The sequence below is a fragment of the Pseudomonas sp. N40(2020) genome (assembly GCF_014472415.1).
GTDB lineage: Bacteria > Pseudomonadota > Gammaproteobacteria > Pseudomonadales > Pseudomonadaceae > Aquipseudomonas.
Genome location: NZ_JACSZV010000064.1, coordinates 1 through 21,590, shown reverse-complemented (window position 1 = coordinate 21,590; position 21,590 = coordinate 1). Strand labels below are relative to the sequence as shown.

The 21,590-nt window shown below is 60.7% G+C and carries 18 protein-coding genes; 7 read left to right on the top strand and 11 right to left on the bottom strand.

Translation table 11 applies throughout. The features are described 5' to 3' along the window. Nucleotides 1–126 precede the first annotated feature (126 nt). Complete coding sequence (locus tag IAI51_RS26660) at nt 127–1,791, top strand: MFS transporter (protein WP_187681195.1); 1,665 nt, start codon at nt 127–129, stop codon at nt 1,789–1,791. After that, nucleotides 1,788–2,930 carry an HlyD family secretion protein gene (locus tag IAI51_RS26655; protein ID WP_187681194.1) on the top strand — a complete coding sequence of 381 codons (1,143 nt, stop codon included), beginning with the start codon at nt 1,788–1,790 and terminating at the stop codon, nt 2,928–2,930. The genes IAI51_RS26660 and IAI51_RS26655 overlap by 4 nt, the downstream gene beginning before the upstream one ends. Before the next feature lie 85 nt (nt 2,931–3,015). Here the strand turns inward: IAI51_RS26655 and copD are convergent, their stop codons facing one another. Together copD and copC are read right to left on the bottom strand one after the other, a co-directional pair. After that, on the bottom strand, nt 3,016–3,873 hold the full coding sequence (gene copD / locus IAI51_RS26650; protein ID WP_187681193.1) for a copper homeostasis membrane protein CopD: 858 nt from the start codon (nt 3,871–3,873) through the stop codon (nt 3,016–3,018). Between the two features lie 3 nt (nt 3,874–3,876). Further along, complete coding sequence (copC, locus tag IAI51_RS26645) at nt 3,877–4,242, bottom strand: copper homeostasis periplasmic binding protein CopC (protein WP_187681192.1); 366 nt, start codon at nt 4,240–4,242, stop codon at nt 3,877–3,879. Between the two features lie 140 nt (nt 4,243–4,382). On the opposite strand from copC, the gene IAI51_RS26640 reads away from it, so the two are divergent. Next, nucleotides 4,383–5,003 (top strand): TetR/AcrR family transcriptional regulator, encoded by a 621-nt coding sequence (locus tag IAI51_RS26640; RefSeq protein WP_187681191.1) that lies wholly within the window; start codon nt 4,383–4,385, stop codon nt 5,001–5,003. Nucleotides 5,004–5,048: 45 nt separating this feature from the next. Here the strand turns inward: IAI51_RS26640 and preA are convergent, their stop codons facing one another. From preA to hydA, 3 genes are all read right to left on the bottom strand, one after another. Then, nucleotides 5,049–6,323: an NAD-dependent dihydropyrimidine dehydrogenase subunit PreA gene (gene preA / locus IAI51_RS26635; protein ID WP_187681190.1), complete on the bottom strand. Its 1,275-nt coding sequence runs from the start codon at nt 6,321–6,323 to the stop codon at nt 5,049–5,051. Next, on the bottom strand, nt 6,324–7,691 hold the full coding sequence (locus IAI51_RS26630) for an NAD(P)-dependent oxidoreductase (RefSeq protein ID WP_187681189.1): 1,368 nt from the start codon (nt 7,689–7,691) through the stop codon (nt 6,324–6,326). A 158-nt stretch (nt 7,692–7,849) separates the two neighbouring features. Continuing rightward, nucleotides 7,850–9,289, bottom strand: a complete 1,440-nt coding sequence (gene hydA / locus IAI51_RS26625) for a dihydropyrimidinase (protein ID WP_187681188.1) — start codon at nt 9,287–9,289, stop codon at nt 7,850–7,852. A 623-nt stretch (nt 9,290–9,912) separates the two neighbouring features. Here hydA and IAI51_RS26620 point away from each other — a divergent pair. After that, nucleotides 9,913–11,397 carry an NCS1 family nucleobase:cation symporter-1 gene (locus IAI51_RS26620; protein ID WP_187681187.1) on the top strand — a complete coding sequence of 495 codons (1,485 nt, stop codon included), beginning with the start codon at nt 9,913–9,915 and terminating at the stop codon, nt 11,395–11,397. 132 nt (nt 11,398–11,529) lie between these two features. Then, entirely contained in the window at nt 11,530–12,813 is a 1,284-nt protein-coding gene (locus IAI51_RS26615) for a Zn-dependent hydrolase (RefSeq protein ID WP_187681186.1), read from the top strand. Nucleotides 12,814–12,899: 86 nt separating this feature from the next. Here the strand turns inward: IAI51_RS26615 and IAI51_RS26610 are convergent, their stop codons facing one another. Both IAI51_RS26610 and IAI51_RS26605 read right to left on the bottom strand, forming a co-directional pair. Continuing rightward, nucleotides 12,900–13,766: a CAP domain-containing protein gene (locus tag IAI51_RS26610; RefSeq protein ID WP_187681185.1), complete on the bottom strand. Its 867-nt coding sequence runs from the start codon at nt 13,764–13,766 to the stop codon at nt 12,900–12,902. A gap of 256 nt (nt 13,767–14,022) precedes the next feature. Continuing rightward, nucleotides 14,023–14,793: an alpha/beta hydrolase gene (locus IAI51_RS26605; protein ID WP_187681184.1), complete on the bottom strand. Its 771-nt coding sequence runs from the start codon at nt 14,791–14,793 to the stop codon at nt 14,023–14,025. 112 nt (nt 14,794–14,905) lie between these two features. Between IAI51_RS26605 and IAI51_RS26600 the strand changes: the two genes are divergently transcribed. Further along, the gene (locus tag IAI51_RS26600) at nt 14,906–15,850 is read left to right on the top strand and encodes an aldo/keto reductase (RefSeq protein ID WP_187681183.1); all 945 of its coding nucleotides are present in this window, start codon (nt 14,906–14,908) and stop codon (nt 15,848–15,850) included. A gap of 7 nt (nt 15,851–15,857) precedes the next feature. Here IAI51_RS26600 and IAI51_RS26595 read toward each other — a convergent pair whose 3' ends face one another. Further along, nucleotides 15,858–16,751 carry a LysR family transcriptional regulator gene (locus IAI51_RS26595; RefSeq protein ID WP_187681182.1) on the bottom strand — a complete coding sequence of 298 codons (894 nt, stop codon included), beginning with the start codon at nt 16,749–16,751 and terminating at the stop codon, nt 15,858–15,860. A 95-nt stretch (nt 16,752–16,846) separates the two neighbouring features. On the opposite strand from IAI51_RS26595, the gene IAI51_RS26590 reads away from it, so the two are divergent. Beyond that, on the top strand, nt 16,847–17,323 hold the full coding sequence (locus tag IAI51_RS26590; protein ID WP_187681181.1) for a cupin domain-containing protein: 477 nt from the start codon (nt 16,847–16,849) through the stop codon (nt 17,321–17,323). 276 nt (nt 17,324–17,599) lie between these two features. Here IAI51_RS26590 and paoC read toward each other — a convergent pair whose 3' ends face one another. From paoC to paoA, 3 genes are read right to left on the bottom strand one after another with little or no spacing between them, the layout of a single operon-like run. After that, nucleotides 17,600–19,798, bottom strand: coding sequence for an aldehyde oxidoreductase molybdenum-binding subunit PaoC (paoC, locus tag IAI51_RS26585; protein ID WP_187681180.1), 2,199 nt, complete (start codon nt 19,796–19,798; stop codon nt 17,600–17,602). Then, nucleotides 19,795–20,751, bottom strand: coding sequence for an FAD binding domain-containing protein (locus tag IAI51_RS26580; RefSeq protein WP_187681179.1), 957 nt, complete (start codon nt 20,749–20,751; stop codon nt 19,795–19,797). The genes paoC and IAI51_RS26580 overlap by 4 nt, the downstream gene beginning before the upstream one ends. Next, a complete protein-coding gene (gene paoA / locus IAI51_RS26575; RefSeq protein WP_401264441.1) occupies nt 20,748–21,371 on the bottom strand; it encodes an aldehyde dehydrogenase iron-sulfur subunit PaoA in 624 nt (207 codons plus the stop codon). The genes IAI51_RS26580 and paoA overlap by 4 nt, the downstream gene beginning before the upstream one ends. Nucleotides 21,372–21,590: the final 219 nt, after the last annotated feature.

Here is a 21,590-nt window from a genome sequence, read left to right as displayed (position 1 = left end):
GTTTAACCTTCAACAATTAGGTTGGCTGACTCTCCGCTATCGCGAGCAGGCTCACTCCTACAGGGGAGATGGGTTTGCAGGACGATTTACGGCAAACTTCAGCAACTTCCAGCTCAAGGCCTTTTAATGGATCGATACGCCCCGCGCGACTGGCAGCCTCACGAGAAGCCCAGTCTGCCCGGTTCCCCCTCGACGCCGCTGCATTCCAACCCCAAGCGCCTGGCCTATGCGCTGGTCGGGTTGCTGGTGGCGTTGACCGGTGGATTGGGTAATTCGCTGGTGGTCGCCAACCTGATTTATCTGCAAGGCGCGATCGGCGCGACCACCGCGGAAATGGCCTGGCTGCCGGCGGCGTATGTGATGACCAACGTGTCGATGAACCTGCTGCTGGTGAAGTTCCGCCAACAGTTCGGTTTACGCGCATTCACCGAGGTGTTTCTGGTGCTGTATGCGCTGGTGACCTTCGGCCATTTGTTCGTCAACGACCTGAACTCGGCGATTGCCGTGCGGGCGGCGCACGGTATGGTCGGCGCGGCGCTCAGTTCACTGGGCTTGTATTACATGGTTCAGGCGTTCCCGGCCAAGTGGCGGATGAAGGCGCTGGTGCTGGGTCTGGGGGCTTCGCAACTGGCTTTGCCACTGGCGCGTTTGTTCTCCGAAGACTTGTTGCAGATCGCCGAATGGCGCGGTTTGTATCTGTTCGAATTGGGCATGGCGCTGCTGTCGCTGGGTTGCGTGTTGCTGCTCAAGTTGCCGCCGGGCGACCGTTTCAAAACTTTCGAAAAACTCGATTTCCTGACCTTTGCCATTCTCGCCAGCGGCGTGGCTTTGCTCTGTGCGGTGCTGTCGTTGGGGCGCATCGATTGGTGGTTTGAGCAAGACTGGATCGGTGTCGCGCTGGCCGCCTCGATTGTGTTGATTCTGGCCGGACTCGCCATCGAACATAATCGCAGCAACCCGCTGCTTATGACCCGCTGGCTCGGCAGTGGTGTGATGATTCGTCTGGCGTTGGCGGTGGTGCTGATTCGCATGGTCACGTCCGAACAATCCACCGGCGCCGTGGGTTTCATGCAGTACCTCAACATGAGCAATCAGCAGTTGCACAGCCTGTACGTGGTGATGATGATCGGCAGCGTCGCCGGCCTGCTCACCAGTGCGCTGACCATCGACCCAAAACACTTGCTCCTGCCGTTGATCATCTCGCTGGCGCTGATGGCGACCGGCTCGGTGATGGACAGTTATTCGAACAACCTGACTCGCCCGGAAAACCTTTACTTCAGCCAGTTCCTGTTGGCGTTCGGCAGTACGTTTTTCCTTGGGCCGACCATGGTGCTGGGCACGCGCAACGTGCTGACCAATCCGCGCAATCTGGTGAGTTTTTCCGTGCTGTTCGGGATCTGTAATAACCTCGGCGGACTGCTCGGCTCGGCGTTGCTCGGCACCTTCCAGATCGTGCGTGAGAAGTTTCATTCCAGCCATATCGTGGAGCACCTGACATTGTCCGATCCGCTGGTGGCGGCGCGCGTGCAGAGTGGTGGATCGGCTTACGGTTCGCTGCTGGCTGACCCGAGCTTGCGCAATCTGGCGGGCATTCGCAGTCTGTCGAACGCGGCGACTCGCGAAGCCAATGTGCTGGCCTATAACGATGTGTTCATGCTCATCGCGGTGATCGCGGTGCTGACCATGATCTGGATATCCATTCGTGCGCTGTGGCTGATGAGCACCACCAAAGCCGTCGCCGCTACACCCGTTCAGCCTTCCGTAACTAATAGCGGTGCCATTTCTTCATGACCGAGCCGACCACGACCACCACTAACGCCATCGCCGCCACGCCCGAGGGTGTCGCGCCGCCGTCATCACCGAACACCGAGCCGCGCTCGCTGCGGGTGCGAATTATCTCGTCGCTGGGTTTTGCCGCGATTGCGATCGTCGGTGTGCTGATCGTGCTCTACGCCTGGCAACTGCCGCCGTTCAGCAGCGCGGTCGAGACCACCGAAAACGCCTTGGTGCGCGGGCAGGTGACGATCATCGGCCCGCAGCTTGCAGGTTATGTCTATGAAGTGCCGGTGCAGGATTTCCAGTTTGTGAAGGCCGGCGATTTGCTGGTGCGTCTGGACGACCGCATCTATCAGCAGCGCCTCGACCAGTCACTGGCGCAACTGGCGGTGCAGAAAGCCTCCCTGGCCAACGTGGTGCAACAACGTAACAGCGCTGAAGCGACGATCAAATTGCGTCAGGCAGTGGTGGCCGACAGCGAAGCGCAGTTGCGTAAAAGCGAGGCGGACTTGCGGCGTAACAAGGAGCTGGTGCGTGACGGCTCGGTGTCCAAGCGTGAGATGGACGTGGCGCTGGCGGCCAATGCGCAAGGCGTTGCTGCGGTAGCGCAAGCCAAAGCCAATCTGGAAATCGCTCGGCAGGATCTGCAAACAGTGATCGTCAATCGCGGTTCGCTGGAAGCGGCGGTGGCCAGCGCCGAAGCGGCAGTGCAACTGGCGCGCATCGACCTGTCGAACACGCGCATCGTCGCCCCGCGCGACGGCCAGCTCGGGCAGATCGGCGTGCGCCTTGGTGCCTACGTCAATTCCGGGGCGCAGTTGATGGCGTTGGTGCCGAACCAGAAATGGGTGATCGCCAACATGAAGGAAACCCAAATGGACAACGTGCGGGTCGGGCAACCGGTGCGCTTCACCGTTGATGCGTTGAACCACCGTAAATTCACCGGGCATGTGCAGCATATTTCGCCGGGCACCGGTTCTGAATTTGCCCTGTTGCAGGCGGACAACGCCACCGGCAACTTCGTCAAAATCGCCCAGCGAGTGCCGGTGCGGATCACCATTGATGAGGGCCAGCAGGAAGAGGAACGGTTGCGGCCGGGGATGTCGGTGGTGGTGAGTATCGATACGGCGGCAGGCGATACGCAGCCACATTAAGATCAAAAGATCGCAGCCTTCGGCAGCTCCTACATTGAAATGCAATCCCCTGTAGGAGCTGCCGAAGGCTGCGATCTTTTGCTTTTCAGGCTGTGATCATCGGTGGCAGAGTGCCGAGCAGCGAGACGGCAGCGACAGCACCAATCCCCAGCAACCACTCCAGCACCACACTGCGCCTGAGCGCGGCCATCCGCCGCTCGCAGTCGTCGATCCGCATACGATTGAACAGCGCCAGCCCGAGCATCCCCAGCACGATCATCGCCTTGATCAACAGAATCAGCGCAAACCCCGTGAAGAGCGGTGTCGGCCACCACTGGCCGGTCAGCACGCGAACGTTGAGCAACCCGGTGATCAACAGGCCCGCAACCAGCGCATATCCGATCCCGCTGAAGCGTCGCAGAATCTCGCGCATCGGTTCACTGGGCCGGCGCAAAATCATCATCAGCAGCAACAATCCGCCAAGCCACGCCGCCACGCAGGTCAGGTGGATGATCTGGTTGAGAATCAACAGTTGGCCGCTGAGACCATCAAGCATCGCGCCATGTCCGACCGGCGCCAGTGTCGCCAACAGCAGCGCGCTCAAGCCCAGGCGCAACGGCAGGTTCGAACGCCATGGCGTAAACAGCAACGCCAGCAACACTGCGTTGATCAACAGGTGCCAGCGCCATACCTGACCAAAAAAGGTATTGCCCAACACCAGTGCAACCGTGTCCGGATCAAAAGCTGCCGCCGCCGAACCGGCCATGCTCGCGGTGATAAGCAACGCCCAGGCCATGCCACTGGCCAGCGCAACGGCAGCAAGCCAAGGTGCCAGCCGCGAAATACCAACGTCCAGCGCTGGCGCTCCACCCTTGAGCAGCAATGGCCTGAACAACCACACCCCGAACAGCATCAACACCACGGTGAAATGCAGGAACCGGCACAGCACCAGCACTTCGCTCATGAATTACTGGCCAACCTTGAATTGGTAGGCGCCTTCGCTTTTATGTGTGTCGACCGACACGGCGTGCCATTCGACTTTGTATTCGCCGGCAGTCAGCGGTGCGGCGGGGGTGACGATCAGGGTTTTCTTGTCTTTGCCTTCGGTGGTCAGCGGTTTGACTGTGACTGGCGCGCCATCCTTGGTCAGGGTGACTTTGGTGAAGGTTGCTTCAACGCCTTCGGAGAAGGTCAGGCGCAGATCCGCCGGTGCCGCGACGGAGCTGTCGGCCGCCGGGGTCTGGCTTTTCAGGTGGGCGTGGGCAAATGCCGAGGATGCGGCCAACAGCGAGGCGAGCAGGGCAGTGGTGGTCAGGACATTCTTGAACAGCATCGCGGGTACCTCTGAGGCAGAATCGAAGAAGCCGCCAGTTTAGCCATCCGTCCTTGCCGGTACGAAGTTTTGTTTTCAGCGGTCGCCCCGGTGGCAGAGCGGATGCTAGTCTTGCGCAACGTTGTTGTCAGGGAGCCCACATGGGCAATCACAAGATCGAGATTCGTCGCAGTAACGTCGAAAAAATCCTCCTCGCCGCGGAAAAGGTTTTCGCCGAAAAAGGCTTCGGCAGCACCGCCATGGCCGACATCGCCGCCGAAGTGCAACTGCCGCGCTCCAACCTGCATTACTACTTTTCAACCAAGAGCGAGCTGTACAGCGCGGTGCTGTTCGATCTGCTGGAAGTGTGGAAACAGGACGCGCTGTGCTTCGAGATGTTCGACGATCCGCGTGTGGTGCTGAGCAGCTACATCCGCGCCAAGATGAACCACTCGCGCAGCCGACCTTACGGCTCGAAAGTCTGGGCCAATGAAATCATTCATGGCGCGCCTACCCTGGGCGAGGCGCTGGATGCCAGCCTGTATGACTGGGCGAAGATGAAAGAAGCGAAGATCCGCCAGTGGGTCGAGGACAAGCGCATCCTGCCGGTGGAACCGTCGAGCCTGCTGTACATGATCTGGGCCTCGACCCAGCACTACGCCGACTTCGATCATCAGGTGAATATCTTGAATGATCACCAGCCGCTGTCGGACATGCAGTTCGAGCGGGCGGTGCAGACGGTGACCAGTGTGATTTTGCGCGGGATCGGCTTGGAGCCATAAGCCTTTCCCTTGAGGCATTCCCACGCAGAGCGTGGGAACGATCAGTCAGAGAGCTACATGGTAGGGATTTCTCGGATCATGGTTCCAATCCAGAAACGGCTTGCCCGTCTCCATCGGCACCATCTCGATGCAATCAGCCACCGGACAGGTGATCTGACACAAATTGCAGCCCACACACTCGTCATCGATCACTTCGTATTTATGCGTCCCGTCTGCTTGCTTCAGGCTACTGATCGCCTGATGTGAAGTGTCTTCGCAGGCAATGTGGCAGCGCCCGCAACCGATGCACGCCTCCTGATCAATCTTCGCGATCACCTGATAGTTGATATCCAGATACTTCCAGTCCGTGGTGTTGCCCACGGCGCGTCCGGAAAACTCGGCAATGTTGGCGTAGCCCTGACTGTCCATCCACCGCGACAAGCCGTCCTTCATCTCCTCGACAATACGGAAGCCATGCAGCATCGCCGCCGTGCACACCTGCACCGCGCCGCTGCCCAGTGCCATGAATTCCGCCGCATCGCGCCAACTGCCGATGCCGCCGATCCCGCAGATCGGTAAACCTTGGGTCTGCGGATCACGAGCGATTTCCGCGACCATGTTCAGCGCAATCGGTTTGACCGCTGAACCGCAGTAACCGCCGTGGGTGCTTTTGCTGCCGACGGTGGGCAGGGCGACCATGTGTTCCAGGTCGACGCTGGTGATCGAGTTGATGGTGTTGATCAGCGACACCGCATCGGCGCCACCCCGATGCGCGGCGCGGGCGGCGACGCGGATGTCGGTGATGTTCGGCGTCAGTTTGACGATCACTGGCAGCGAGCAGTAGGTCTTGCACCAGCGCGTCACTTGCTCGACGTACTCCGGCACCTGACCGACCGCCGCGCCCATGCCGCGTTCGGGCATGCCGTGGGGGCAGCCGAAATTCAGTTCGATGCCATCGGCACCGGTGGCTTCCACCAGCGGCAGGATGTGTTTCCACGACTCTTCGACGCACGGCACCATCAGCGAAACGATGAGGGCGCGATCCGGCCAGTCCTTTTTCACCTGGGTGATTTCACGCAGGTTGATCTCCAGCGAGCGGTCGGTGATCAGCTCGATGTTGTTGATGCCCAGCACTTCTCGGTTGTTACCGTAGTGCGCCGAGTAGCGCGAAGAGACGTTGACCGCCGCCGGGTCTTCACCCAGGGTTTTCCAGACCACGCCACCCCAGCCGGCCTCGAAGGCACGAACCACGTTGTAGGCTTTGTCGGTCGGCGGCGCGGAGGCCAGCCAGAACGGATTGGGCGCTTTGATGCCGGCGAAGACTATCGAGAGATCGGCCATTTACGCAGCCTCCACGTTGAGCATCAGTTGAGCGTTGATGGCCTCGGCGGCCAGTTTGCCGTGCTGCACCGCTTGCACGGTGAGGTCCTGATCGAGGCTGGTGCAGTCACCGCCGGCGTACACACCGGGGATGCTCGTGCGCAGATTTTCGTCGACCTGAATTCGCTCGCCCTGACGCTTGAGTTCACGCGCCAACGGGTCGGCGAGGGCGCTGCCATCAAAGGCTTGGCCGATGGCTTTGAAGATCGCATCAGCGGCCAGCTCGAAGGTTTCCCCGGTGGTTTGCAGGCGACCGTCGACCAGATCGGTACGGGCGAAACGCATGCCGCGGACCTTGCCCTGTTCGTCGAGCAAAACCTCCTCCGGTTGTGCCCAGGTCAACAGGCGTACCTGATTGGCCTTGGCGATGTCTTGTTCGTGGCCGGTAGCGCCCATGTCCGTGACACCACGGCGATACACCAGATTGACATCGCGGGCCCCCAGGCGCGCCATTTGCACGGCCATGTCGATCGCGGTGTTGCCGGCGCCGAGGACGATGCAGCGCTCGGCCAGTGGCAGTTGCGTCAGGTCATCGGCCTGGCGCAGTTCGCGGATGTAGTCAGTGGCGGCGAGCAGGCCGGGAGCGTCTTCGTGAGCCAGACCAAGTTGCTTGCTGGCGTTGAGACCGAGGCCGAGGAACACGGCGTCGAACTGCTGATGCAATTCGCTGAGGGTCAGGTTGTCGCCGAGTTTGTGTCCGTGACGGATTTCGATACCGCCGATTTGCAGGAGAAAATCCAGTTCCTTTTGCGCATAGTCATCGACCAGTTTGTACTTGGCGATCCCGTATTCATTCAGGCCGCCAGCCTTCTCCCGCGCTTCGAAAATCACCACGTCATGCCCGTGCATGGCGCTGCGGTGCGCGCAGGACAGACCCGCCGGCCCGGCGCCGACCACGGCGATGCGTTTGCCAGTGTTAGCGGCGCGCTGGAATGGGTGTTCAGTGAAATTCGCGTTGTCCACGGCGTAGCGCTGCAACAGGCCGATCAGCACTGGCGCGCATTCCTGGGCGTTGTTGCGCACGCAGGCTTGCTGGCAAAGGATTTCAGTGGGACAGACTCGCGCGCAACTGCCGCCAAGGATGTTCGCCGAAAGGATTTTCTGCGCAGCACCGGGCACGTTGTCCTGATGGATATTGCGGATGAACGAAGGGATGTCGATCTCGCTCGGGCACGCATTGACGCACGGCGCGTCGTAGCAATACAGGCAGCGCGAGGCTTCCAGATGCGCCTGCCGAGCGTTGAGCGGCGGTGCCAGATCGGTGAAATGGCCGGCGAGGGCGGCCGCGCTTTCGTGCGGATGCGGGAGATGGTTCAGGGTCTCGATCACGGTTTTTTGCCTCACGGTAATTTGAGGTTCTCTGCCTCTGATGGGCAGTGGTTTTTGTGTCGTTAGGGAGGGCCTCTTCGCTAGCAGGCTCGCTCCCACAGGGGAATGCATTTCAAATGTGGGAGCGAGCCTGCTCGCGAAGGCCGAAGGCCGGGATTTCAGCGTTTAACAGCAGTGGGCTTATGCATCTCCGCCCGCTTGCTCAGCAAATCAAACACCGCCGGATACGCCGGCCGTTCGATGTAGCGTCCGGCCCCGCGCTCGGCACGCAGGTCGCCATCGGCCCAGACCACGCGGCCCTGGCTGACGGTGTGGCTCGGCACACCGCGCACGGTCTTGCCTTCGAAGATGTTGAAGTCCACCTGCTGATGGTGGGTCTTGGCGGAAATCGTGCGGGTGCCTTGCGGGTCCCACAGCACCAGATCGGCATCGGCACCGACCCGGATCGCGCCTTTGCGCGGATAGAGGTTGAAGATCTTCGCGGTGTTGGTGGAGGTGAGGGCGACGAAGTCCTGCATCGAAAAGCGGCCGCTGTTGACGCCTTCATCCCACAGCACCGCCATGCGGTCTTCGATGCCGGCGGTGCCGTTGGGAATCTTGCTGAAGTCGTCGCGTCCGGCGGCTTTTTGTTCGGCGCAGAAGCAGCAGTGATCGGTCGCGGTGGTGTGCAGATTGCCGTTTTGCAAACCGTGCCAGAGCGCTTCCTGATTCCCGCGCGGGCGGAACGGCGGGCTCATCACGTAACCGGCGGCGGTCTGCCAGTCCGGGTGTTGGTAGACGCTGTCATCGAGCAGCAGATGCCCGGCCAGGACTTCGCCGTAAACCGGTTGCCCCTTGCTGCGCGCATAGGTGATTTCGTCGAGAGCTTCCTTGGTCGAGACGTGTACCAGGTACAGCGGCGTGCCAATGGTTTCGGCGATACGAATGGCCCGGCTCGCCGCTTCACCTTCAACCTGCGAAGGACGCGACAGCGGATGCGCTTCCGGCCCGGTGATGCCCTGGGCCATCAATTTGCGTTGCAGGTGATAAACCAACTCGCCGTTTTCCGCATGCACCGTTGGTACGGCGCCGAGTTCCAGACAACGCTCGAAGCTCGCTACCAGCGTGTCATCGGCGGCCATGATCGCATTTTTGTAGGCCATGAAATGCTTGAAGCTGTTGATGCCGTGATGGCTGACCAGTTCGGCCATTTCCTCGCGCACCTGTTCGCTCCACCAGGTGATCGCGACGTGAAAGCCATAGTCCGAGGCGGATTTCTCCGCCCAGCCACGCCACTGATGAAACGCTTCCATCAACGACTGCTGCGGATTGGGAATCACGAAGTCGATGATCGACGTGGTGCCACCGGCCAGACCCGCAGCGGTGCCGCTGAAGAAGTCTTCGCTGGCCACGGTGCCCATGAACGGGAGTTGCATGTGAGTGTGTGGATCGATGCCGCCAGGCATCAGGTATTGACCGCTGCCGTCGAGCACTTCGGCACCGGCGGGAATATCGAGGTTTTCACCAATGGCTTTGATCACGCCGTCGGCGCAATAGACGTCGGCGCGATAACTTTCATCATGGGTAATAACGGTGGCGCCACGGATCAACAGAGACATTCCGAGTTCCTCGCAGGCATGACCGACTGGTGTCGGTTCTAAATGTTTTATTGATGTACGGCGGTGAAGGGCGTATTCCTGTCAGCGCTGTCAGGAATAGAAACTAGTCGCAGTTTTGCAATAGATCAAGATTATTTTTTATAAGCTTATGACTGTTTTAAGTTGTTGAAATACAACGATAAAAATAGAAAATCACCAAAATGGTGAGGCTGCTCACCATTTTGACGCACTTGACAGGATGGAAATATGAGCAAGATTTCCTATGTGAAATCAGCCGCTTGAAGTTGAGCTGCGGTCGATCGCCAAGGAAGAAAAAAAGTGCAGTGCACCAGTTTGAGTCCTGACAGTTCGGACAACTTGCCCGGCATTAAGCCTGAGCGTTCAGACAAGTTTTCGAAGACTCACCCGGTCAATAATTAAAACTGATAAATATCAGAAAGTTGCAAAGCGTTTAATGCACGGCCCAAGCGTTCAGAGCGGCACCCGGCACGTTTATTGATGCCGCCGCTGAAACCATGGCCGGGGCATGAAAGTTGTCAGTTCCTCCGGCCATCGTCCGGCTCGCACCGTCATGTGCAGCCGCCTGATGAGCAAAAAATAATCAGAAGAACAGTGGAGCGGCCATGCAACAGATCAGATCGCAAGTGACCGAGCGCGACGGCTTGTTTGAGCTTGAAGCCGGCAGCGACGTCCTCGACAGTCCCCGTTACAACCACGACATGGCACCGACCAAGGTGCGCGAACGAACCTGGAACAAATGGCACATCACCGCGCTGTGGGTCGGCATGTCGATCTGCGTGCCGACCTACACCCTCGGCGGCGTGCTGACGGCGTACTTCGGCCTGACCGTCGGCGAGGCGCTGCTGGCGATTCTGTTTGCCAACCTCATTGTGCTCATCCCCCTGACGCTCAACGCCTTTCCCGGCACCAAATACGGCATTCCGTTCCCGGTTCTGCTGCGCTCATCGTTCGGCATTCTCGGTTCCAACGTGCCGTGCCTGATTCGCGCGCTGGTGGCGTGTGGCTGGTTCGGCATTCAGACGATGTTTGGCGGGTTGGCGATTCACCTGTTTCTGGGCTCTATTTTCGATGGCTGGAAATCCCTTGGCGGCACGGGGGAGGTGATTGGCTTCATGATCTTCTGGGCGTTGAACCTGTGGGTGGTGATTCGCGGCGCCGAGTCGATCAAGTGGCTCGAAACCCTGTCCGCGCCGTTGCTGGTGGCAGTCGGCATCGGCCTGCTGGTGTGGGCGATGCCCAATGTGTCGATGACCGAATTGCTGGCGATCCCGCCCAAACGTCCTGAAGGCGCAAGCGTGGTCAGTTACTTCGCTGCCGGGCTGACGGCGATGGTGGGCTTCTGGGCCACGCTGTCGCTGAACATTCCCGACTTCAGTCGCTACGCCAAAAGCCAGAAGGATCAAATCCTCGGGCAGATCTTCGGCCTGCCGCTGACCATGTTCCTGTTCGCCTCCCTCGGCGTGATCATGACCGCAGCGTCAGTGAAACTGGTGGGCGTAACCGTCTCTGATCCGGTCAGCCTGATCGGCCACATTCAGAGCCCGGTGTGGGTCGCGGTGGCCATGGCGCTGATCATCATCGCCACGCTGTCGACCAACACCGCCGCCAACATTGTCTCGCCGACCAACGACTTCCAGAACATCGCGCCCAAGGTCATCAACCGCACCAAAGCCGTGCTGCTGACCGGCGTTGTCGGGTTGGTGTTGATGGGGCATGAGCTACTGAAAAAGCTCGGGCTGATCGTCTCCGATGTGAGTCTGGAAACCGTGTATTCGAATTGGCTGCTGGGCTATTCGAGTCTGCTCGGGCCGATTGCCGGGATCATGGTGGTCGACTATTTCCTGATCAAGAAACAGCAACTGGACCTGGCCGGGCTCTACCGTGACGACGTGTATCCGGCGTGGAACTGGGCCGGTTTTCTCGCGTTCGGCGTGCCGGTGGTGTTGACCTTGCTGTCGCTTGGAAGCGATGCGTTCAGCTGGTTCTACAGCTACCGCTGGTTTACCGGCTCGGCGCTGGGCGGAATTATTTATTACGGGTTGTGCGTGATGCGCGGTAACCCGGCGATGGCTAAAGCGCCTTCGTAATGATCGTTCCCACGCTCTGCGTGGGAATGCAGCCCGGGACGCACTGCGTCCCAACAGCGGACGCAGTGCGTCCATGGATGAGTTCCCACGCAGAGCGTGGGAACTATCGGCATCAACACTGAGGAGATCCCCATGAACGCAGCCGTAGACGTTCTGCAATCGACCCATCAGCACATCAACCGCGACCGCCTCTGGGCGTCGCTGATGGAACTGGCCAAACTCGGCGCTACGGTCAAGGGCGGGGTCTGTCGCCTGGCCCTGACCGACCTCGACCGCCAGGCCCGCGACCTGTTCGTGCAATGGTGCAAGGACGCCGGATGCAGCGTCACGATCGACGAAGTCGGCAACATCTTCGCCCGCCGGCCTGGGCGTAATCCGAACCTGCCGCCGGTGATGACCGGCAGCCACATCGACACCCAACCCACCGGCGGCAAATTCGACGGCTGCTTCGGCGTACTGGCTGGCGTCGAAGTGCTGCGTACCCTCAACGACCTCGGCGTGGAAACCGAAGCACCGCTGGAAGTGGTGGTGTGGACTAACGAAGAAGGCTCGCGCTTCGCCCCGTGCATGATGGGCTCTGGTGTGTTCGCGGAAAAATTCACCCTCGAAGAAACCCTCGCCAAAGTCGATGCCGATGGCGTCACCGTTGGCGAAGCGCTCAATGCCATCGGCTATGCCGGCCCGCGCAAGGTTAGCGGGCACAAGGTCGGCGCTTATTTCGAGGCGCACATCGAGCAAGGCCCGATCCTCGAAGACGAACAGAAAACCATCGGCGTGGTGCTCGGCGCACTGGGGCAGAAGTGGTTCGACCTCAAGCTGCGCGGCGTCGAAGCCCATGCCGGCCCGACCCCGATGCACTTGCGCAAAGATGCCCTGGTCGGCGCCTCAGTCATCGTCGGTGCGGTCAACCGCGCCGCCCTCGGCCATCAGCCCCATGCCTGTGGCACGGTCGGTTGCCTGCAAGCCTATCCCGGCTCGCGCAACGTCATCCCCGGCGAGGTGCGCATGACCCTCGACTTCCGGCATCTGGAACCGGCACGCCTGGACTCGATGATCGCCGAAGTGAAACAGGTCATCGACGCGACTTGCGAAGAGCATGGCCTGACCTATGAACTGACGCCGACGGCCGACTTCCCACCGCTGTACTTCGAAAAGGGCTGCGTGGACGCTGTGCGTGGCGCCGCCAAAGGCCTGGGCCTGTCGCACATGGACATCGTCAGCGGCGCCGGTCACGACGCAATCTTCCTCGCCGAACTCGGCCCGGCCGGAATGATCTTCGTGCCGTGCGAAGGAGGGATCAGCCACAACGAAATCGAAAACGCCGCGCCGGATGATCTGGCAGCGGGGTGTGCGGTGTTGTTGCGCGCGATGCTAGCGGCTTCGGCGGCTGTGGCGGGAGGGCAACGCGCGGCCTGATTTCTTTCATGAAGAGGTGCGACGTTGCCGTCCCTGCAAGGCAATTCAGGAGTGTGCAACGTCGTTCATCAACGTGATGACTTCGATCAAGGCGCACCAAACAGCATCGTCCAGTAAACCCCGTCATCACTGCGCGCTTCACTGGCGAAGCCGGCGCCGACTTGGGTAAAAATCGGGCTCATCAGGTTGGCGCAATGGCCAGGGCTGGCCAGCCATCCGGCCATGGCTTTGCCCGGTGAACTCTGTCCGGCTGCGATGTTTTCGCCAATTTGTCGACCTCGATAGCCGGCGGCGCGGGCGCGATCGGCAGGCATGTCACCGTCCGGATCGCGATGGGCGAAATAGTTGCCGTAGGCCATGGCCTTGCTGTGCCCTTGGGCAGCGGCGCCGAGGGCGGCATTCCAGCTCAAGGGGCGGGCGGCGGCGAAACGCCGGCCTCCGCACATCCGTGGCCGGGCGCGGGCGGCATTGACTTCGGCCAGCAGGGCTTTGCCGACGCTGCGGTTATCACCGACACGGCTGTCGAGCACCGGTCGCGTCAACACCACTTGCCATTCGCTGCGCGCACGGCTGATGCCGATGTCGGCGTATTGAGTGTCCAGCAACGCGCCGCAGTAGTCACTTTGCAGCATGTCGAATGCTTCTTCGGCGTCCTGCGCCCCGACAATGCGAATGCTGCGCACCGCTACAGCCGAGTACCCGGAAGACTTCAACGCTTCACGCAAGCCGCCGCCATATCGGTAGCCGACCGGCAAGGCCAGGTTCGACTTCAACGCCAACGGTGCCAGCCGTTGCGCGGGACGCCGATCGCAGCGTTGCGGGTGGGCACGGTAGTCGTTGATGGCCGCCACCAATTGGCGCTCGGCGCCGGCATGGGCAGTTTCGGCGAGCAGGGGCGAAAGGATCAGCAGGCACAGCGAAACGAAGCGAGACGAACGAACGGCGTGGCGCATGGGACGGGCAGCTCTGGAGAGGGACGGTGCTTGAGTGGGTTAGTCGCAGAACGCGGCGCGAATAGGACTGGGGTTTTTTGACTTGGTTCAAGAGGCGGACGATTGCTTAGCATTGGATTTGATGTTGCCTGTACTGGCCTCATCGCTGGCAGGCCAGCTCCCACAGGTCAGATGTCGTTCACAGCATTTGTTTACACCGCAGAACCCTGTGGGAGCTGGCTTGCCAGCGATGAGGGCCGTTCTGCCCACACAAGGCTCACCGATTCAACACATCTCCCATCCACTGCAAGTATTCCACCCGCTCGGAAATCGAGTTATGACCCGAATCCGGCACCACCTTGAGCACGGCCACCCCCTTGGGAAAATTGCCCAGCAACTGCTCGGTGCTGACCCGGGGAATCACCTCGTCATCACTGGCCGCCAGCAGCAACGTCGGCACGCGGATATGCGCGGCGTACTTGCCCGACTCAAAGCGATCCTTGAGCAACCACTTCACCGGCACCCATGGATATTGCCGCGCGGCGATTTCTTCGAGGCTGTTATAGGGCGTTACCAGAATCAACTGCTGCACCGGCCGTTGACTGGCCAAGCGCACCGCGACGCCCGATCCCAGACTGCGCCCGACCACGGCAATCTGCGGATGGCTGGCAGATACCTGATCAAACAACGCCAGCGCATCCTCGGCAATCGCCTCTTCGGAGGGTGAACCGCCGCTGCCGGCAAACCCCCGGTAGTTCAGCAGGTACAGCGCGTAACCAGGAAACGCTTGGGCAAACTCCGGCAGATTGCGCGACACGTCCTCGGCGTTGCCGCCGAAATAGATCAGCGCACGCGGCCCGTCGCGCTCGCGGGTGTTGACCCAGATATCGGCATCCGGCATCGACAGTTTCAGCCGTGAATCGGTGGTACTGACCGCACTGGGCTGCGGAAACCAGATCAACGAGCGCTGAAAAAAGAACAGTGCCGCGCACAGCGCCAGGTAAACGGCGACGATCAATGCGACGAGTGACATCAGGGTTCGGGACATTCGGCTACTTTTAACGGGGTGTGCGGGTTCGTTGTCGCAGTGTAGTCCAGCGCTTCACGCGGCCAGCGTTCGAACACAACGTGCAACAGATCCACGGAGCAGGGGAACCAGCATGAGCCACACTGAGGGTTACTCCCGTCGCCGATTGCTCACGCTGGCTGCCGGGGTGTCGGCGGTCTTCACCTTTGATCGGGCGCTGGCCACTGCCACATCGTCCGCCGCTACCGGAGGCCAAGCCATGCAGACTCGTGTCATCCCATCAAGCGCCGAGCCACTGCCCATGGTGGGGCTGGGCACGTATCGCGGCTTTGACGTCGCCCCTGACGATCCGGCTTACAAGCAACTGCCAGCGGTGCTCGACGAACTGTTCGCCAAGGGTGGCACCGTGGTCGACAGCTCGCCGATGTATGGTCGCGCCGAAGAAACCACGGGCGAATTGCTGTCGATCCACGAACCGCGCTCACCGGCCTTTCTGGCTACCAAGGTGTGGACGCGCGGACGTAAGGATGGCATCGCGCAGATGGAGCAGTCATTCAGCCTGCTGCGCGCCGAGCGCATCGACCTGATGCAGATCCACAACCTGCTCGACTGGCAAACCCACTTGCCGACGCTGCGGGAATGGAAGGAGCAAGGGCGCATTCGCTACATCGGCATCACCCATTACACACCCTCGGCGTACGAAGAAGTTGAAGCGGTGCTGAAGACTGAACAACTGGATTTCCTGCAGATCAACTACGCCCTTGATGACCGTGGCGTGGAAAAACGCATTCTGCCGCTATGCCGTGAGCGCGGTGTGGCGGTGATCTGTAACCGGCCATTCGGCGGCGGTGGCTTGCTCGCCCGGCTCAAAGGCAAACCGCTGCCGGCGTGGGTGTCGGACGTGCAGGTCAACAGTTGGCCGCAACTGGCGCTGAAGTTTTTGTTGGCGCACCCGGCCGTTACTTGTGTGATTCCGGGTACCGGTAATCCACGGTATATGGCCGATAACGTCAAGGCAGGGTTCGGGCCGATGTTGACGGATGCGCAGCGTCATCAGTTGATTGCGTTAGTGGACTAGGCCGATTTCAACCGCGATAACGCAACGCCTCCAGCAACAATGCAAATGCCGGCGCCGCCTGGCGTCGGCTCGGGTAGTAGAGGTGATAACCGGCAAATGTCGGGCACCAGTCTTCCATCACCTGCACCAGCCGACCCTCCGCCAGATACGGCGCGACGATGTTTTCCGGGATATAGCTCAGGCCGAAGCCGTCCAGTGCGGCGTCGAGCAACGGGTAGACACCGTTCAGGGTGATCTGGCCGGAAACCCGCACCTTGAGGCTTTCACTATCCTTTTCAAATTCCCAGGTGTACAGCCCGCCGTTGGTGGGCAGGCGCAGATTGTTGCAGGCGTGTTCGGTCAGATCGCGGGGAGTTTGTGGGGCCGGATGCCTGGCGAAGTAGGCGGGCGAACCGACCACGGCCATACGCATGTCCGGACCGATGCGGGTGGCGATCATGCCTTGGGCAACGTCTTCGCCCAGACGTATGCCGGCATCGAAGCCTTGGCCTGCAATGTCGACGAAACCGTAATCGCAACAGACTTCGACGGCGATGTCGGGGTACTTCGGTAAAAACTCCTTGAGCACCGGGCGCAGCAGCCAGTCCAGCGAATGGTCAGTCGCGCTGATGCGGATCTTGCCCGCCGGGGTTTCGCGCAGGTTGCTCAGGGCCGCCAGCTCCTGCTCGATCTCTTCGAAGCGTGGGCCGACGGTTTGCAGCAGGTGCTCACCGGCCTCGGTGGGGGAAACGCTACGGGTGGTGCGGGTCAGCAGGCGCAGGCCGAGGCGTGCTTCGAGGGCGCGGATGGTATGGCTGAGCGCCGATTGCGAGACGCCGAGTTTGGCGGCGGCTTTGGTGAAGCTGCGCTCACGCGCCACGGCGAGGAAGGCGAGCAGGTCACTGGCGTTTTCCCGAAGCATTAATGAGTTTCCTGCATAAGTTTTTTCGAATTCTAGTCGATTATCTGAAGAGTCATGGTCGGTAAAGTTCAGGCATCACTTTTGGAGATATCGCCATGAACCCGATTGCTGCTTCTGCGCTGACCCTTTCCTTGCTGGCTGGCGATGTTCAGGCCAATGAAGCGCCGCGAGTGACCGTCACACCGAATGGATCACAACCTTCGGCCCGTGGCCCGGCGGATTGGTTCACCGGAATTGTGCGGGTCGACGCGCCGTTCAACGGCTCGGATCAGGCGCGGGTCAGTGGCGCCACGGTGACGTTCGAACCGGGTGCGCGCACAGCGTGGCACACCCATCCGTTGGGGCAGACGTTGATTGTTACGGCGGGGGCGGGGTTTGTGCAGGAGTGGGGGCAGCCGGTACGTGAGATTCGCCCTGGGGATACGGTGTGGATTGCTCCGGGTGTGAAGCATTGGCATGGCGCGGCGCCGAGCACGGCAATGACGCATATCGCGATTGCTGAAGTGCTGGATGGCAAGGTGGTGGAGTGGATGGAGCAAGTCAGCGAGGCGCAGTATCCGCGCAACGAATAGGTGGCGTACTAGCACCCCATGCTAGTGCGCTACCGTTGCCCGTCATAACTTGTACACCCATTTCCCTCATCCCAGCCCTCCCGAAACGTCGGACCGCTCGGAGGGAGAGGGGGCCGACGGAGGTGTCTTGCGCTATACATCGACCTGAAAGAGCGGTGTCGATTATGGATTCGGCAATGCTCTTTCAGGTCGGCGTAGTTCTGAAGCATCCCCGGATTGGTCCCCTCTCCCTTTGGGAGAGGGTTAGGGTGAGGGGCTTTTCAGCTTTTCAGCTCTTTAAATCATCTCCGGCAACGACGAAAGAATCTTGTCCAGCGTAATCGGATATTCCCGCACCCTGGCCCCGGTGGCGTTGTAGATCGCATTCGCCACCGCCGCACTCACCCCGCAAATCCCCAACTCACCGACACCCTTGGCTTTCATTGGCGAAGAAATCGGGTCGGTTTCATCAAGGAAAATAACCTCCTGATGCGGAATGTCGGCGTGCACCGGCACCTCATATCCGGCCAGATCGTGATTGACAAAAAAGCCCAGCTTTTTATCTACCGCCAATTCCTCCATCAGCGCCGCACCGACGCCCATGGTCATCGCACCGATGACTTGGCTGCGCGCCGCTTTCGGATTGAGAATCCGCCCGGCCGCGCACACCGCAAGCATCCGTCGCACGCGCACTTCACCGGTCGCAGCGTCCACTGCGACTTCAACGAAGTGCGCGCCAAACGTCGACTGCTGATACTGCTTGGCAAGGTCAGCGAATTCGATGCTGTCCTCCGCTTGCACCACGCCATTTTCTGCGGCGTGACGCAACGGCACACTTTTGCTGCCGAGCCGTACCTGACCGTCGACAAACTCGGCCTCACCGGCCGCCATACCTAATTTGCCGGCCACCGCCTCACGCAGTTTCACACACGCGGCATACACCCCGGCCGTCGAGCAGTTGGCGCCGAATTGCCCACCAGAGCCAGCCGATACCGGGAAGTTCGAGTCGCCCAGTCGCACCACGACATCATCGATACCAACGCCCATCATCTCGGCCGCCGTTTGCGCAATGATCGTGTAGCTCCCGGTGCCGATGTCGGTCATGTCGGTTTCCACGGTGATCTTGCCGTCGCGTTCCAGTCGCACCCGCGCGCCGGATTTCAGTAGCAGGTTGTTGCGGATCGCCGCGCCGACGCCCATGCCGATCAGCCAGCGACCTTCGCGACGTGAACCGGGTTTTGCGTTGCGTTTATCCCAGCCGAACTTCTCGGCACCGGTTTGCAGGCATTCGATCAGTTGTCGCTGGGAGAACGGCCGCTCGATTTTCACCGGGTCGACCTGAGTGTCGTTGAGGATGCGGAACTGCACCGGGTCGAGTTTGAGTTGTTCAGCCATTTCGTCCATGGCGATTTCCAGCGCCATCAGGCCCGGGGTTTCGCCCGGTGCGCGCATGGCGTTGCCTTCGGGCAGATCCAGCGGCGCCAGGCGCATGGTCACCAGGCGGTTTTCGCCGGCGTAGAGCAACTGGCTTGGTTGCGCCGCGACTTCAACCTTGCCGTCTTGCAGATTGCCCGACCATCCTTCGTGGGCGATGGCCGTGAGTTTGCCGTCCGCTGTAGCGCCCATACGGATGCGCTGGATGGTCGCCGGGCGATGGGTGGTGTTGTTGGCGATTTGCGGCCGCGCGAGGGCGACTTTCACTGGTCGGTTGGCCATGCGCGCACCGAGGGCAGCGAGGATCGCGTCGGCGCGGATGAACAGTTTGCCGCCGAAACCGCCGCCAATGTACGGCGAGATCAAGCGGACTTTCTCCTTGGGCAGGCCGAGGGTTTCGGCGATGTCGCTGACGCTCCAGGCGATCATCTGGTTGGACGTCCACAGGGTCAGTTGATCGCCTTTCCACGCGGCCAGTGTCGCGTGCGGTTCCATCATCGCGTGGGACTGATCGGGGGTGGTGTAGGTCTGGTCGAACTGCACCGGGGCGGCAGCGAACGCCGTGGCAAAATCCCCGTGTTTGACGTCTGGCAGTTCTTCTTTCTGTTCGACACCCTGATCGCGAACGCTGGCCAGATCGAACTCGCCCTTGGCCGTGACGTAATCGACTTTGACCAGTTGCGCTGCGGCGCGGGCCTGTTCAAAAGTCTCGGCAACGACCAGCGCAACGGCTTGGTGATAGTGCTGAATTTCCGGCCCGGCCAGCAGATGCGCCGAGTTGTATTGGCCCTTGCCGAGTTTGCCGGCATTGGCGGCGGTGACGATGGCCAGAACCCCGGGGGCGGCTTTCGCCTCGTCGAGATCAATGTTGTTGATGCGGCCCTTGGCGATGGCCGAACCGACCATGAAACCGTAAGCCTGATTGGCCACCGCCTCATGCTGCTCGTAAGCGTACGGCGCCTGGCCGCAGGTTTTCAGTTTGCCTTCGATGCGGTCGGTGGGTTTGCCAATGACCTTCAATTGGTCGATCGGGTTGGTGGTGGCGGGCGTGTCGAATTTCATGCTTCGTCCCTCGCTTGGGCCAGCACCGAGCCGAGTGTGCGCTCGACCAGGGTCAGTTTGAATTGGTTGTCGTGGGTCGGCGTGGCGCCGTCGAGCAGGCGTTCGCTCACGGCTTTGGCACCTTTGGGCAGCAACGCCTCGGCGGCTTCCACCCGCCATGGTTTCGGCGCGACGCCACCGACGGAGATGCGGCCGCTGCCGTCCTTTTGCAGGATCAAACCGACGGAAACCAGGGCAAACGCGTAAGACGAACGATCGCGCACCTTGTGATAAATGTGGGTGCCGCCCACGGGCGCCGGCAGCGTCACGGCAGTGATGAACTCGCCGGGCGTAAGGCTGGTTTCAATATTGGGCGTGTTGCCCGGCAACTGATGGAAATCGACCATGGCGATGCTGCGAGTGCTGCCATCGGGTCTGACCGTTTCAATCTGCGCATCGAGAGCGCGCATCGCAATCGCCATGTCGCTCGGGTGGGTGGCGATACAGGCGTCGCTGACGCCGATGACCCCCAGTTGTCGACTGACCCCGCCAATCGCCGAGCAGCCACTGCCGGGATTGCGTTTGTTGCAGGCTTGATTCGTGTCGTAGAAGTACGGACAGCGCGTGCGTTGCAGCAGGTTGCCGGCCGTGGTCGCCATGTTGCGCAACTGCCCGGAAGCACCGGCAAGCAAGGCGCGGGAGAGCAGGGCGTAGTCTTTTCGCACGCGCGCATCGGCGGCCAGATCGGTATTGCGCACCATGGCGCCGATACGCAAACCGCCCTCGGGCGTGGCTTCGATCTGGTCCAGCCCCAGGTGATTGATATCGATCAGGTGCAGCGGGGTTTCGATGTCGAGTTTCATCAAGTCCAGCAAGTTGGTGCCGCCGGCGATGAACTTTGCGCCTTCCACTTGCGCAGCTTGTGCTGCGGCTGCGGCGGGGGAGTCGGCGCGGCTGTAATTGAACGCTCTCATGCCGGCACCTCCGCGACTTCGGTGATGGCTTCGATGATGTTCGAGTAGGCGCCGCAACGGCAGATATTGCCGCTCATGCGTTCCTGGAATTCGCTGGCGATCAGTTGCGGCGGCTCGGTCAGACTGGCGCTGGCGTGGCTGGGAATGCCATCGCGGATTTCCTGGATGACCGCCACCGCCGAACAGATCTGCCCCGGCGTGCAGTAACCGCACTGATAACCGTCGTGCTTGATGAACGCGGCTTGCATCGGGTGCAGGTTGTCCGGCATGCCGAGGCCTTCGATGGTGGTGATCTCGCTGCCTTCGTGCATCACCGCCAGGGTCAGGCAGGAATTGATCCGCCGGCCATCGGCGATCACGGTGCAGGCGCCGCACTGGCCGTGGTCGCAGCCTTTTTTGCTGCCGGTCAGGTGCAGGTGTTCGCGCAGGGCGTCGAGCAGTGTGGTGCGGTTGTCGACTTCAAGGGCCTGAGGCTTGCCATTGACTTGAATGGTCACTTTGCTCATGGCCGGTTGCTCCAGATTGGCCGCGTAGGCCTTGAGGCTGATAAAGGGGGGCATCGCGAACGCCGTCGCGGTCACGGCGCCGAGGATCAGAAATTTACGTCGGGAAATCGGCATGGTTCGATTCCTTTTTCTCTCAATCAGGCGGCAGGGTTGCAAATAGCCCATAAGGGCGCGCCGGCATGCTTGCCAGTCTCGTTCTAGGAGTGACCGCTGGAGGGAGGAAAAGGTTTTTGCGGATTTGCGCTATAGAGTTATGCGCATGGCTCATGAATCAACAGTGCCTGAGTATCCCTTGTGGGAGCGAGCCTGCTCGCGAAGAGGTTGGAACATCGA

Bases quoted from the DNA above. Each gene is read 5' to 3' on its own strand.
- IAI51_RS26590 (WP_187681181.1), top strand. From the start codon at position 16,847: ATGAACCCGATTGCTGCTTCTGCGCTGACCCTTTCCTTGCTGGCTGGC.
- IAI51_RS26620 (WP_187681187.1), top strand. From the start codon at position 9,913: ATGCAACAGATCAGATCGCAAGTGACCGAGCGCGACGGCTTGTTTGAG.
- copC (WP_187681192.1), bottom strand. From the start codon at position 4,242: ATGCTGTTCAAGAATGTCCTGACCACCACTGCCCTGCTCGCCTCGCTG.
- preA (WP_187681190.1), bottom strand. From the start codon at position 6,323: ATGGCCGATCTCTCGATAGTCTTCGCCGGCATCAAAGCGCCCAATCCG.
- paoA (WP_401264441.1), bottom strand. From the start codon at position 21,371: ATGCCGATTTCCCGACGTAAATTTCTGATCCTCGGCGCCGTGACCGCG.
- hydA (WP_187681188.1), bottom strand. From the start codon at position 9,289: ATGTCTCTGTTGATCCGTGGCGCCACCGTTATTACCCATGATGAAAGT.
- IAI51_RS26580 (WP_187681179.1), bottom strand. From the start codon at position 20,751: ATGAGAGCGTTCAATTACAGCCGCGCCGACTCCCCCGCCGCAGCCGCA.
- IAI51_RS26605 (WP_187681184.1), bottom strand. From the start codon at position 14,793: ATGTCCCGAACCCTGATGTCACTCGTCGCATTGATCGTCGCCGTTTAC.
- IAI51_RS26655 (WP_187681194.1), top strand. From the start codon at position 1,788: ATGACCGAGCCGACCACGACCACCACTAACGCCATCGCCGCCACGCCC.
- IAI51_RS26610 (WP_187681185.1), bottom strand. From the start codon at position 13,766: ATGCGCCACGCCGTTCGTTCGTCTCGCTTCGTTTCGCTGTGCCTGCTG.
- IAI51_RS26595 (WP_187681182.1), bottom strand. From the start codon at position 16,751: ATGCTTCGGGAAAACGCCAGTGACCTGCTCGCCTTCCTCGCCGTGGCG.
- copD (WP_187681193.1), bottom strand. From the start codon at position 3,873: ATGAGCGAAGTGCTGGTGCTGTGCCGGTTCCTGCATTTCACCGTGGTG.
- IAI51_RS26600 (WP_187681183.1), top strand. From the start codon at position 14,906: ATGAGCCACACTGAGGGTTACTCCCGTCGCCGATTGCTCACGCTGGCT.
- paoC (WP_187681180.1), bottom strand. From the start codon at position 19,798: ATGAAATTCGACACGCCCGCCACCACCAACCCGATCGACCAATTGAAG.
- IAI51_RS26640 (WP_187681191.1), top strand. From the start codon at position 4,383: ATGGGCAATCACAAGATCGAGATTCGTCGCAGTAACGTCGAAAAAATC.
- IAI51_RS26660 (WP_187681195.1), top strand. From the start codon at position 127: ATGGATCGATACGCCCCGCGCGACTGGCAGCCTCACGAGAAGCCCAGT.
- IAI51_RS26615 (WP_187681186.1), top strand. From the start codon at position 11,530: ATGAACGCAGCCGTAGACGTTCTGCAATCGACCCATCAGCACATCAAC.